This window comes from Tenacibaculum sp. 190130A14a (assembly GCF_964048965.1).
In the GTDB taxonomy this organism is placed as follows: Bacteria; Bacteroidota; Bacteroidia; order Flavobacteriales; family Flavobacteriaceae; genus Polaribacter; species Polaribacter polynesiense.
Genome location: NZ_OZ040189.1, coordinates 1,334,392 through 1,347,199, shown reverse-complemented (window position 1 = coordinate 1,347,199; position 12,808 = coordinate 1,334,392). Strand labels below are relative to the sequence as shown.

The 12,808-nt window shown below is 30.2% G+C and carries 20 protein-coding genes; 19 read left to right on the top strand and 1 reads right to left on the bottom strand.

Annotation, left to right across the window (positions count from 1 at the left end; genetic code table 11):
• Nucleotides 1-146: 146 nt before the first annotated feature.
• From ABNT22_RS06520 to ABNT22_RS06430, 19 genes are all read left to right on the top strand, one after another.
• Entirely contained in the window at nucleotides 147-848 is a 702-nt protein-coding gene (locus tag ABNT22_RS06520) for a hypothetical protein (protein WP_348715149.1), read from the top strand.
• A 197-nt stretch (nucleotides 849-1,045) separates the two neighbouring features.
• The gene (locus ABNT22_RS06515; protein WP_348715148.1) at nucleotides 1,046-2,110 is read left to right on the top strand and encodes a hypothetical protein; all 1,065 of its coding nucleotides are present in this window, start codon (nucleotides 1,046-1,048) and stop codon (nucleotides 2,108-2,110) included.
• Between the two features lie 253 nt (nucleotides 2,111-2,363).
• On the top strand, nucleotides 2,364-2,675 hold the full coding sequence (locus ABNT22_RS06510; protein WP_348715147.1) for a hypothetical protein: 312 nt from the start codon (nucleotides 2,364-2,366) through the stop codon (nucleotides 2,673-2,675).
• A gap of 317 nt (nucleotides 2,676-2,992) precedes the next feature.
• Entirely contained in the window at nucleotides 2,993-3,355 is a 363-nt protein-coding gene (locus tag ABNT22_RS06505) for a hypothetical protein (protein WP_348715146.1), read from the top strand.
• A 208-nt stretch (nucleotides 3,356-3,563) separates the two neighbouring features.
• Nucleotides 3,564-4,025, top strand: a complete 462-nt coding sequence (locus ABNT22_RS06500; RefSeq protein WP_348715145.1) for an SMI1/KNR4 family protein — start codon at nucleotides 3,564-3,566, stop codon at nucleotides 4,023-4,025.
• Between the two features lie 168 nt (nucleotides 4,026-4,193).
• Nucleotides 4,194-4,559: a hypothetical protein gene (locus ABNT22_RS06495; protein WP_348715144.1), complete on the top strand. Its 366-nt coding sequence runs from the start codon at nucleotides 4,194-4,196 to the stop codon at nucleotides 4,557-4,559.
• A 144-nt stretch (nucleotides 4,560-4,703) separates the two neighbouring features.
• On the top strand, nucleotides 4,704-4,973 hold the full coding sequence (locus ABNT22_RS06490) for a hypothetical protein (RefSeq protein WP_348727266.1): 270 nt from the start codon (nucleotides 4,704-4,706) through the stop codon (nucleotides 4,971-4,973).
• Between the two features lie 44 nt (nucleotides 4,974-5,017).
• The gene (locus ABNT22_RS06485; RefSeq protein WP_348715143.1) at nucleotides 5,018-5,701 is read left to right on the top strand and encodes a hypothetical protein; all 684 of its coding nucleotides are present in this window, start codon (nucleotides 5,018-5,020) and stop codon (nucleotides 5,699-5,701) included.
• 137 nt (nucleotides 5,702-5,838) lie between these two features.
• Nucleotides 5,839-6,384 (top strand): hypothetical protein, encoded by a 546-nt coding sequence (locus tag ABNT22_RS06480; RefSeq protein ID WP_348721655.1) that lies wholly within the window; start codon nucleotides 5,839-5,841, stop codon nucleotides 6,382-6,384.
• A 491-nt stretch (nucleotides 6,385-6,875) separates the two neighbouring features.
• Nucleotides 6,876-7,199, top strand: coding sequence for a hypothetical protein (locus tag ABNT22_RS06475; protein WP_348715141.1), 324 nt, complete (start codon nucleotides 6,876-6,878; stop codon nucleotides 7,197-7,199).
• Nucleotides 7,200-7,208: 9 nt separating this feature from the next.
• On the top strand, nucleotides 7,209-7,400 hold the full coding sequence (locus tag ABNT22_RS06470) for a hypothetical protein (protein WP_348715140.1): 192 nt from the start codon (nucleotides 7,209-7,211) through the stop codon (nucleotides 7,398-7,400).
• A gap of 217 nt (nucleotides 7,401-7,617) precedes the next feature.
• Nucleotides 7,618-7,983, top strand: coding sequence for a hypothetical protein (locus ABNT22_RS06465; RefSeq protein ID WP_348715139.1), 366 nt, complete (start codon nucleotides 7,618-7,620; stop codon nucleotides 7,981-7,983).
• A gap of 79 nt (nucleotides 7,984-8,062) precedes the next feature.
• A complete protein-coding gene (locus tag ABNT22_RS06460) occupies nucleotides 8,063-8,626 on the top strand; it encodes a Crp/Fnr family transcriptional regulator (RefSeq protein ID WP_348715138.1) in 564 nt (187 codons plus the stop codon).
• 115 nt (nucleotides 8,627-8,741) lie between these two features.
• Entirely contained in the window at nucleotides 8,742-9,158 is a 417-nt protein-coding gene (locus ABNT22_RS06455; RefSeq protein ID WP_348715137.1) for a DoxX family protein, read from the top strand.
• Nucleotides 9,159-9,188: 30 nt separating this feature from the next.
• Nucleotides 9,189-9,383 (top strand): 4-oxalocrotonate tautomerase family protein, encoded by a 195-nt coding sequence (locus ABNT22_RS06450; protein ID WP_348715136.1) that lies wholly within the window; start codon nucleotides 9,189-9,191, stop codon nucleotides 9,381-9,383.
• A 3-nt stretch (nucleotides 9,384-9,386) separates the two neighbouring features.
• Nucleotides 9,387-9,755 (top strand): nuclear transport factor 2 family protein, encoded by a 369-nt coding sequence (locus ABNT22_RS06445; protein ID WP_348715135.1) that lies wholly within the window; start codon nucleotides 9,387-9,389, stop codon nucleotides 9,753-9,755.
• Between the two features lie 196 nt (nucleotides 9,756-9,951).
• Complete coding sequence (locus ABNT22_RS06440; protein ID WP_348715134.1) at nucleotides 9,952-10,398, top strand: hypothetical protein; 447 nt, start codon at nucleotides 9,952-9,954, stop codon at nucleotides 10,396-10,398.
• A gap of 9 nt (nucleotides 10,399-10,407) precedes the next feature.
• On the top strand, nucleotides 10,408-10,917 hold the full coding sequence (locus ABNT22_RS06435) for a hypothetical protein (RefSeq protein ID WP_348715133.1): 510 nt from the start codon (nucleotides 10,408-10,410) through the stop codon (nucleotides 10,915-10,917).
• Between the two features lie 137 nt (nucleotides 10,918-11,054).
• Nucleotides 11,055-11,567, top strand: coding sequence for a hypothetical protein (locus tag ABNT22_RS06430; RefSeq protein WP_348715132.1), 513 nt, complete (start codon nucleotides 11,055-11,057; stop codon nucleotides 11,565-11,567).
• 32 nt (nucleotides 11,568-11,599) lie between these two features.
• On the opposite strand, the gene ABNT22_RS06425 is transcribed toward ABNT22_RS06430, so the two are convergent.
• Nucleotides 11,600-12,724: an alpha/beta hydrolase-fold protein gene (locus ABNT22_RS06425; protein WP_348715131.1), complete on the bottom strand. Its 1,125-nt coding sequence runs from the start codon at nucleotides 12,722-12,724 to the stop codon at nucleotides 11,600-11,602.
• Nucleotides 12,725-12,808 lie beyond the last annotated feature (84 nt).

Here is a 12,808-nt window from a genome sequence, read left to right as displayed (position 1 = left end):
TGTTAGTGCTTACTCTCGGCGTCATTTTTTTAAATATTCAAGTTTTAAATAGTCTTACTGTAAATTAAACTTAGATAAAACTCATTATATTTGAAGTAAAACAAAAGTGAATAAAATTACTAAAAACTTCAGCTTATATCGCCAAATTGAATTTAGAAAAAATAAAGAATCCCATTTTTAAATACTTTAAAGTCTGGTGGATTCCAATTGTATCATATTTGGTTCCTTTCATAGTATTTCTTCTTGGAGAAGTTTTGAAAAGTAACTCAATAATTGATATTTCGTTGATGTTATTTTTCATGAATGTTTTAGGAAATATAATATCCGCAATCGTTCAAATATTTATCAAAAAATGGTATTTCCTGATTCCTCAAATACTGATTTCACGATTTTTATTTGTTTTTGTATCAATCATTTTTACTTTTTCGCCACCAGATTACTATGGAGCGAATAAAAAAATCCCAAAAGACATTGAGATTTATGAACCGCTGGAAACTGACCCAACTGAAAATGACTTTGAAAAATTTGATTTGGTTTTGGCTTCCTCTTTTCAACCCGGAATTTATAACTACTTTACAGATTACAAACCGACTGAAAAGGGAAACTTTTATATAAAAGCATTTGAAGTGACTTCAAACGATCACCTTTCGGCTGATAGAATGAAAGTTAGATCAAAAGTCAATGTAGAAAATCTTGAACCTAAATTATATGCTGGAGAATTTACTATTTACGAAGGTTCTTGGGGAGATAAATATGCCGCAAGAATTGAATTATGGTTCGAACCTTTAAATGGAAAGAATTATAAAATAACTGAGCGGAATTATATTGTTGAAGGATGGATGAGATAAAAAAACTGGCTACAACAAAGTATATAAAAAAAAGCGACTTAATGCTTAATAGAAAGAAAATGAATAAATAAAAGGTCATTTTAAAACTGAAAAATTAGTTAAAAATCTGCTACTTTTCATATACAAGACCGTTGACGGTAATTAAACCTTTACGAGAAAACACAGTCCAAGAAAGGAATTTGATTAATGTACCAGACATGAATAAAATAACTTACTTAACAATTTTCGCGATATTATTATTTACTTCTTGTAGTAACGATGAAACAACATCACCAGTCAATGGAATACCAATAGTAAAAGCTGAAGCCTCTTACACGGTTTTAAAAGAAGAAGACATCACTTATGCTGATGGACTTAGTCATAATGCAACAAGCAATTCCGCTTTTGCAATTCCCCTAAAATTAGATTTGTACTATCCTAATAATAATTCAAGTAATAGACCTGTTTTTATGTTTATTCATGGAGGTGGATTTAAAGGTGGGACAAAGACTAAGCCCGAAATTGTGGAGATGGCAAATTATTATGTTTCTAGAGGGTGGGTCTTTATATCTATAGATTATAGAACAGTAGAAGAACTTGGTATAATCCAAGGAATGACTCCTGAAAAATTATATACGTATTATAGAGGAATTGCACCTCAAGAATGGATTGGAAATGCTTTGCAAGGAGCACAGAGTGTAGATCAAGTTCAGCAAGCAACTGCTATGTATATCGCCCAAAGAGATGCAAAAGCTGCTCTTCGTTGGATAGTTGCAAACGCAAGCACTTATAACATAAATAAAGATTACATTACAGTTGGTGGAGCTTCTGCAGGAGCTATCACTACAATTGCCTTGGGAATTTCAAATCAAGAAGATTTTAGAGACGAAATTACCACTAGTGATGATCCTACACTTTCTACTACAAACTTAAACGAGTCTTATGTAGTGAGAAGCATGGTTTATTTCTGGGGGTCAAACATTAAGCTAGATGTGTTTGAAGCAGTTTATGAATTGAATCAATATGACAGATATGACGTTAATGATCCAGAATTATTTATGGGGCATGGTACTGCAAAGGATCTTGTAACACCTTATGAAGAAGCACTTGAACTGCAAAGTATTTATAACTCTTTGGGGGTTTACAACAAACTCGCGACCCTAACACTACCGAATGGAAACCCTGCGGGACATGGAGCTTGGAATGGAGTTGTAGATGGAAAAGGCTTATCAGAATTAACTTTTGATTTTCTAGTTGAGAGACAAAATTTAACAGTGGAATAAACAACTACTACCAACATTGTATAAAAATAACAGCGGTTTAATCGCTAAAACAGAAAGTTAGTAAACATAAAAAAGGTCTGTGTTTAACTGAAAAGTCCGTATGTAAAAATCCGCTACTATTCTTATACTAGACCTTTAATAACAATAGTTTTTCGATAAAGAAACACAAATTGTTTTATTATCCGGAGCTAGCTATTAACCTTATAAACAATATATTTGTTTTGATATAACTAGTTGGCAGTAATTATCGAAAATGACAATAAAAGAATTTGAAAAATGCGCAGAATATCAAAATGGATATGATAGAGAATTTGATAATTGGAAGATAATTGACATTCATCAAATACCTACTGAATTTATGGAAAATCACGAAATTGATTTTTATTGTTCTGATGGGAATAAGGTTTATTTATTAAGATTTAGAAATAGAAAAATAGAATCCTATAAAATAAATGACAACTCCAAAGATTCAGGTTATCCACCTTATTTGATTGCTGAATTTCCAATTCAAAGGTTAAATAATGAAGTAATAAAAATGACACTAGAAAAGTTTAATTTAAAATAAATCAATAGCATTAGACTTTTTTATACTTGAAAAGAATGAATATTTATTTGGATTAGAGAGTCGTAAATATTCTTACCTTTGGGAAATATTTGCTATATATAAGCAATGGACAGGTATTTATATTGACGAATATGGAGATACTCAATTAAGTATTGCAAATCAAAAAATACTCTTGAAAATAATTGATGAGTATGTAACTGAAACAAATCTCAATGTGAATAAAAGCAAAACAACTTCTATTCTAGAATTTCGAGGATTACTGTCATTCTTTATTAGCAAAAGTTATAGTTTAAAGCTTGTTGGGCTTCATAAAAAAAATGAATAAATCAAACACCAAATATTTAGAGTTAATGCTCAACAGAGCTCTCTCGGATGAAGAGGTATTTTATTCAGACTTTGTTATTGATTATGATTCTAATGAGAATACTTCGCTGAAAACCAACACCGATGACATCATGAATTATTGGTTATTACCGAAAATCATTAACGTAAAGATGAATCTGACTGATGTATGCAATTCTCTTGTTTCAGCTCATAACGAAATGCCTTTGTGGATAAAGCTCGAAGTTGACCGCAATGAAAAACTAATTCGTTTATTAATAAGTAAGAGATTCAGAAAATTAAAAGTCATTCAGGAATGGCACAAGAATAATGATATTCCACCTATAATAAAACAATAACGAAGCCCAACAAGGTATATAGCAAATAGGGCTCACTTTATTTAAGAATGTAAATTGCTAAAATAATATTCGCCAAATCGTTAATTTGGCTTTTAATAAAAGATAAAAACAAAAATAAACGTTCAGCTTAGTGCTGCTAAGAGCATGTCCTGCTCCCGTCTGCCCTACTTGCCATATACTAAACGTTGTGGTTAATTATAATAAAGAAATGATAGAAGACTTACTTAATAAATTTAAAGAACAAGATGAGATAATATATACTAGCACACCTGGTACTCCTGAGCGTCTTCAAAAAATTTCAGAATTACTAAACATAAACTTACCTAAAGATTTCAAAGCTTTCCTTGAAAAATATGGAGCAATATCTGTTCGATCAGTTGAAATTAACGGGTTAATAAATAATGGAAACGACTTAGACCCTGTTCATATAAACTTTGTTGGATTAAGTAAAGAGGGTCAAGTAAAATATGGGCTCTTTAAAAAACATATACAACTTGGAGACGCTGGACTTGGAGATCAATGGGTATTGTGCTGCGATGGAGATTCAGAAAATTTTGGAAAAGTATTTTATTGGAATCCAGGATTAAAAACAATTACCGATATGGAATTATGTTATGATAGTTTCACTTCTTTCATAAGAACAAGACTAGAATCTGTTCTAGATGATTAAAAAACTAACCTCAACAAGGTGCATAATTAATTGCGGCTGAATTTCCTCACCGGAAATTCAATCTTATTAATTATCTTTCCGCATCATTGGAAAAGAACTCGCATCCTTTTCCCGCAAAAAATCATATACAAATACGTTCGCAACAACCACAAGTAGTAAAATAAAAGAATGAAATTAACAGAAAGAGCAACCGATTTTTTAAACGAACAAGAATATCGAAGTGATGCCGTGAAGTCATTGGATATGATTGAAAATGCTTTTTCAAAAATTGGAATTAAACCAACTCAGGAATTGATTGATTTCCAATTAAACTATGGTGGACTAACAATTTACGCTGGTCTTGAACCTATTTGTTTTGGAATATTACACGGAGAAAAAGTCAGAGGTGATTTTGGATACCCAGATAAAATAATAAATGAATTAATTTATCATCCAGCGGAAGATGATATTCCTAATGACCATTTGACCTGTGCTGACACTCGTTACCAAGAATACTTCACAATTGACTTTGATGGCAAGTATTACGAAGGATGAGAGCCAAAAGCAACCAAATTTGAAAATCTAATTGAAGACTTAGCGATATTCGAAGAAATTGACCAATTAGGGTATAAAAATTCGATAAGTGAATATTTTGAAAATATAGAAATCGACTTTGAAAAAGTTAAAAGTGACTTGACCTTGACTGACTATTCCGAATTTCCTCAAGACATAATTAAATGGGGACAGAATTCGGAATTGACATTAAGAATTTCAAATGACAGCGTGAATTTATATTCTAAGAATGAAATAACAGACGCACAAAAAGATTATTTAAAAAAGATAACGAATAAAAAAGAAAAAGAGACAGTTGCTAACAATGGCTATACGACAATGACGGATGAATCAGAAACTCCAAAATCCAGTAATAAATCAAACTTATGGTCAAGGCTAAAAAGTATGTGGTCATAATCCGTCACAGCGCATAGCCGAGACCGTTAGATGTAATTCAAGAAATGAGAATCAAATCGATAATATTAATTGCTTTTTTAATTATTTGTAGCTGTAAAAGGGTACTAGAAGAAAACAGCAAGGACTCAACCCAAAAAAATGATATTAAAACTGTCATAACTGAAGACTCTATTATATCAAAAGAAAAAGAAGAAAAAACTGTTATTTATAAAAGTATTCCAATTCCTGAACTTATTGAGTTTGTCAAAGAAATTGAAAAATCTAATTGGATTCCTGATACTTTAAGATTAAGAAAAAAGAGATTATACGAATATTTAGGTGAAAAAACTTTATTTAGTGATTATCCATTTTATAAAATAGACTATCAAAATACTGATTTAAAAAGAGCTAATGACTTTGACCCAAAACTATTAAATAAACTATCCACTAAACTAGATATTAAGTTATTCAAAAATGCTAAAAGTATTTGGGGATATTTTTACAGAGATAAAAATGGAGGTAATACAATATCAGACGGAATAATTGAGCAATGGGAATTTGAAAATGAAGAAGAAGCAAAAAAAGCTTTGGAACAAATTCAACCTGCTGGACACTTTGTTTATTTTAATACAATGCCATTTCATTGCAGAATAAAGAATTATTTAATAACATTTAGGACACGAGCTATGATGTTCAGTTACGACCAGAAAAAAATATTTGAAGAGTTTAAAAATAAAAACTGCACCTAACAAAGTATAAAATTAATTGCTAGTACAAGTCTGCCTAAGAAAATCTTTGCAGATTTTCTATTCAGTTTGTATTTACTAAATTAATTACCTAAATCACGCAACTAATCTTATACAAATACGTTGTGCAAAAGCTAAAAATGACGAATCCATTAAAAATATTACTTCTGATTCTGACTTTGGTTTCATGTAAAAACCAAACAGAAACTAAATCTGAATTGATTAAAGAAATCCCTCAAATAGGAATACAGCAAACTGATTCAATTGCTGACCAATGGAATTTTATGGTTTTTGAAAAAGGAGGTTGTTTAGGTGGAACACAATATGTCACAGAAAAAAAGAAAGAAATTCCAACTATGGTTTTTAGCGAAACAGAATGGAAAAAATTTGCTAAAAATGATAAAGTAGAATTGACTGAATTTCTTATCTCTAAACTTTCTGACACAACGAAAACTAAAGTCCATACTTGCCCATTTTTCAGAGCAACGAATGGAGAAATGGCTGTTTATTCACTACAGCATATTCACAATATTAATTGGCCTGATTTTTTAGAATTTAAGGAATTTAAAGACCGAGAATATGGAAATGCGACTGACCAACCACAAATGTGGTTACAGAATATTTTAAAAAACGAAACAAAACGGAAAACGTTAGCGGAGTTGTATCGCAACGAATTAAATAAATAAAAGCCAGTGCACAACAAAGTATACAAAATATTGCTTGGCGAATAGACAAAAGTACTTTCGAAAAAACAAAAACCGATTAAGGTTGGTTGAGATAACACCTTTGACCATAAAAGATGGAAGATTCCAAATAATTTTAACACCATATTTTGCAGAATTAAAAAGTAAAAAGAATTTGAGCTTAGCATTAAGTGATTGGACTACAATATATTTCGAATTCAAAAATGGAAAACTAATATATACGGAAACTGAAAATGGCGAGATATAAAAAACTACGCACAACACGATGTATAAAACATAGCTAATAAGTACTAAACCAAAAGGTTTGTGTATATTTAGAAAGTCTGCCAAATTTTTAATTTGGTTTTTAAAAAATATAAAAACAAAATATAAAAATTCGGCTCTGTGTTAATCCGAAAAATTAGTGTCTATTTATAGGCTACGTTTCATACACATGACCGTAGAGTATTATGAGTACAAAAACACTTTTATAAATGACAAAACCCAATAAAAAAAGAGGTTTTAGACCAATAAAAGTTGAAAACATTAATTTTAATTGGTGCTTTCAAGGTATTATTGATGTTAGACCAGATAATCATAAAGAAAATATTTTGACAGTAGACTTCGGATGGTATGATGTCTGGGGATATGTTAATGATAAAGAAAATCGCCCTCCTGAATTTGAACCTAAAATAGTTACTCCAAAATTTGTAAGTGATTCTATAAAGTTTGCTCTCAATAACGGATGGAATACAGAACTAAAAAATAACAAGTTTAATATTATCTATAGAGATAAGAATTATAAAATTGAAGATTGATTTTTTAAGATGAATTTAAACTTATTAGTCATTAGAACAGGAGATCCTGAAAAATTAAAAGAACAGTACGAACTAATAGGTCATAAATTTGACTATCATCGTCACGGAAATGGTCCCTTTCATTATGCTTCTGAACAAAATGGATTTGTATTTGAAATTTATCCTTTGACTAAATCAATGGAAAAGCTGATAATTCAATAAGAATAGGATTTGAGATTGAAGATTTGAGGAATAAAATTGTTGATTTGGAAAATATTATCAGAGCCTAAAGAAACTGAATGGGGTTTAACGGCTCTAATTCAGGATTTGGATGGACGGAAAATAGAATTAAAAAACAAATAAAAACGCTCTACAATAAGATATAAAGTGCATTAAAACGACAGTTTACACTAATCGTTGTGATTAATTTAAGAAACTTATGGGATTAGACATTTATCTAATTAAAATAGTAGAGAAATCAGAATCAAAATTTGAATGGTTTTCTGATGAAGAAAACCCTGAATTGAGAATTGACTATTCTGATTTTTTAACCACTAGAAAAGTGGGATTGGAAAATAGCGAAATCGGACTTGAAAAAGGATATCACTCTGTCGATATTTCGTACCAACGCAAAGGGGTAAAACCTGTTTTTTTCAAAAAGTTTAAAGCGGATGATTTCATTTTTACCTTAGACAAATTATTAGAATTAAAGAAATGTGTGAAGAAAGAATATTTAGATACATTTCAATCTAATTTTATGGAAAAATTTAAAGAAAAAGAGAACTTCATATTGATTAGTTATTAAAAAAGAAATTAAAATAAAAACTAACCGCAACAATGGCTGTAATTCAGTGCTATGAACAAACTAAAAACATAATAACTAAATGAAACACCCACTAAGACAACATATAGAAGAACTCATTGAACTTACCAATGAAGAGTTTGCTTTTATCTTAAGTCATTTTGAAAGTACTACCAAGCGTAAGCATCAATATATTTTGCAAGAAGGTGAAATTGCTAGTAAAGAATATTGGGTGGTTAAAGGATGTTTAAAAAGCTACTTTTTTGATGAGCACGGAAAAGAACATATTCTACAATTCGGAATGGAGAATTGGTGGATAACCGATTACGAGTCTTTTGTAAAACAAACTACTTCTAAAATAAACATAGATTGTATTGAAGATTGTGAATTACTCTATATCAGCTATGAAAACAGAGAAAAACTTACCAAAGAAATGCACAAAATGGAACGTTTTTGGGCTAAAAAAAGTAAGTATGGTAGAATTGCACTTCAAAACAGAATCTTATCGCTATTAAAAAACTCTTCCAAAGAACGCTATGAGTTACTTCTTGAGCAATATCCACAACTTTTTCAAAGAGTCCCTAAAAAGTTAATCGCTTCCTATTTGGGCGTTAGTAGAGAAACTTTAAGTCGCTTAAATAACTAAAATAAACTTCGTTTACCTGTGACATATATCACAAATTATTAGTGATTATCGTCCTGTGGTTCAGTCAGTCATTTTTTGACTTTTGTATCGTATTAATTTTAAAAAATTATAGGATATGAACACCACAAACAAATTTCAAAACAAAGATGTCGGACGATTATTACAACGCTTAAGTATTGGGCTGCTTATTCTATTTCATGGAGTTGCGAATCTAACTTCTAATTATTCATTCATCAAAAGTCTACTCAATGGTATTGGAGTGCCAGAATTTATTGCATACGCCGTTTTTATGGGTGAAATAATTGCTCCTATATTGATAATAGTGGGTTGGAGAACGAGACTAGCTAGTTTAATATTAGCTTTCAATATGCTAATAGCTATTCTAATGGCACATACAGCTCATATTTTTACTTTAAATCAATATGGTGGTTGGGGAATAGAACTACAAGGTTTATACCTGTTTGGAGCTATGGTTATCTATTTTTTAGGAGCAGGAAAATATGCAATCTCTTCAACTTCTACATGGGATTAAAACACAACCTTAACCACTAAAATTAACAAAATGCCATACATCAATATCAAAGTTACAGATACCAATGTAACCAAAGACCAAAAGAGACTATTAATTGAAGGGGCTACGGAATTAGTCGTTCGTATTTTAAACAAAAATCCAGCAACTACTCATGTGGTTATCGATGAAATACCTTTAGAAAATTGGGGCTTCAATGGAACACAAACAGTAGCAACTAAAACATAAGCAATGTATCAGGAGAATATTAAAGAAATCGAAACACTAATCAATACTTATTTTGAAGGAATCTTTTATGGTAACGTCTCAAATCTTTTAACTTGTTTTAGCAACGATGCAACTCTATATGGAGATATCAATTCAATTGAATACATTAAAAACCTTAATGAATATATTGAAACTGTGAAGACAAGAAAAAGTCCGAATGATCTAGGAGAGACTTTAAACATGTCGATTATGGGTATCGACATTCTCGGAAAAGCAGCCATGGTAAAATTGCATGTACCCATGTTGGGATTTAATTACTATGATTATTTATCGCTATTCAAAATACAGGGCAAATGGAAAATTGTGAATAAACTTTTTGCGCATGTGGTTTAAAAAGATGCTCATGACGAGAGACAACACTTCTTTTATCTTAAAATACAGCCCCACCAGTAATTGCTAGTGGGGTTTATATTTCGTTTCTATTTATTTTATCAAAAAAAGAAAGTAATTATAATAAAAGGTCACTCTTAGTCTTTTCTGATCAAGAATAAATAATTATTTTGCTACACAAATTAAAAGTTGCAGCTAATTGAAAAATGAAAACAAATTGATTAAAAAAGTATTAACCCTTTTTTTAATCTATAACTCGATAATTATTGTTATAATTCCTGAAGGACATGGTGGTGGAATATTAATTCTACTTGAAATATTGGTTATTCCTCAACTCATTGAAAATGGTATTGATGTTCAAAAATTTAGTTTTCTTAAAAGTATTCTCGGAATCGCCATAATAATTTCGCTTATTGGAAAACTACTATTAATACCTACACTATTCTATAAAAAAACACATACCATAAAAAATTGGATTAAAATAGGTGTAACGTTATTACTGGTTTCGTTTTTATTAATATGCTTCAAAGCCTGGGGCAATGGATTTTCTTTATTTGCAATAACATTGATCAGTGGAGCTCCTTTTGTACTCTATTATTGTAGAATGTTGTTTTTAATTAATAAAAAGTCCAACACAAACCATTAATTTATTTAAATGCATTACTTTAAAAATCATAAAGTACAAGATTTATACAATTATTTAGTCAATGATTTCGAATGGAAAGATTTCACCTACAATGAACCCGGTGTTTTAGAATCATTTGGGCAATATATTGAAAGTCTAAATAATGAAGATTGGGACTATTTCGAGAACAACATAAATTTGTGGTCATCAGAAATCCTACATCGACTTGCTTCTGTAATTGTAGAGTATGATTCTAGAAAAATGGACTTTGTATTTCAGAACAAAATTTACTGCCTTGCTTTAATAAACTGTTTGGACGAGGAAACATCAGACCTAATAGATAATCTTATTGCTCATTTAGGATCAGGAGTTGATTTAGATAGCGATCTATTAAACAAAGTTTTGAATCGTTTGAATGAATTATTAAACAATTATACTGTGGTTGCAAGATTTGGAAATGAAGAACACATAAAACGTACAATTGACTTTGTTAAAATAAAACTAAACTTGACATTAGATAAAGCTAGAAAGAATGACTAAAGATTAATTCTGAAAGTGTTCTTATAAATGAGGAATTTTTCATTTATTGCTCTCTAAATAGAAATGAAATAAACAAATTAAAAACGTTTGTCACCGATCTTATAAAAAATTGTTGTTAATCATTAAAACTATGTGTTATGTGTAAAGAAAATTTAAAAATCCGTTTTTGTACCTGCTCCAATAAGCTAGCTATTAATATTGATTTTGCAGATGAAGTTGCTAACCTATATCAAGTAAAAAAGAATGAGTCGCTAATGGCGCTATTAAACGATGATGGCTCCTATATGGAAACCTATTTTAAATGGACGCTTTCTTCTTTTAAAGAAGAGGTACATAAACATAGTGTCATGGGAATGATGATACGTCCTCAAGGACAAATTAACAAAGAACTGACTATTGAGCATATTTCGGAAGTTCTAAATTCTAACAATCCTTTTGACTTTAACTATGAACCTAAAGAAAAAGATTTTATTAAAATTGAAGAAAAGTATAAATTTATTGAACTTGAAGATCATAAACGACCTAACCTATCGGGGTATATTTCTTTCAAATTTGAAAATGGTAAATGGGTTTTTGGAAGGTACCCAATGTACTATGTTCACAAAAAAACTGAAGTAGGAAAAATTAAAATGTCACCAAAAAATCTATAAATCAATCACTCTAAAATAATCAACCCCATCAATTACCCCTTTTTTTGTTTTGCTAAGCTTAATCCTTTTTTCATTTCTGCTTCAAAATTAGAGTTCGGATATTTATCTAGACCGTTGTTAAAATAGCTACGAGCATTTTTATAATCTTTATGCTTTAGATAGAACTGTCCAAATCTATTTTGCCAATAAGCAGAGTCGTACCTTTTTGTTTTCAACACATCTTTAAACTCCTTCATAAAAAAACTAAAATATTCAAAATTATCTCTTCTCCAAGCCAGCCAGATTAAAGCATTTTTTGTGCTATTATCTATTTGTCCGTCTCCACCAAACCTTTTAGCACGTTCTTTAAAATAACTGGTTAAATACTCTATTCCTCCAGCATCTATGTAGTGTTGAATACTTTCAAAAACAAGAGAGTCGTAGTTATGATAGTAATATTTCAATCCTTTATACATGGCTAAATGTGCCAATGATTCATGGACCTCATCATTAAATAAAGTGTATTTCCATTTTAAATTCTCAGGACTACTATTTTGCAATATTTTATGAAATGCTTCTGTTGAATTGATATAGTAAATGTCTTTTTTAGAATTCGCCATATACAGGTAAATATCTTTATTAGATTTGAAATTCTTCACCAAATCTTCTGATGCATATCCTCCATCAGTAATAATTGCACCATCAAAAAGATCACTTCTTTTTAAAATTAATTCACTGATATAATAGGCTGCTGCTTCCCAACCAAAAATGACACGTTCATTGGTTGTTCTATAATTTGTATCTATATAGTTCATAACCTCATCAACTAAAAAATTAGTAAACGTATCTTTCTTCTCACCAAATAAAGACCATCGTGGTTGTTTGCTATCATTAATTCCTACAACAATCATTTCTGGAATAACTCCAGGCGTGCGCAAAGATTTTTGAATGGACACTCCACTATGAAAATACCATTGTCCATTTAAAATGTATAACACAGGATATGCTTTTTTTGAATCTTTATAGCCATCAGGTGTATAAATTTGAATAGTTCTTTCTTCTTTTAAAGCTGTTGATTGCATCGTATGGTTTATTCCAATCGTAATGGGTGCGTTTTCTTGAGCTCTTGCTGCTATACTTATAAAACAAACAAGAATTAAAGTTTGTAGAGATTTCATGTTTTTCAATAACTATATATTTAATGTACTAGCATTTGATATATGCTCATTAAAATTACTATTTATCACATGAAAGACTGTCAA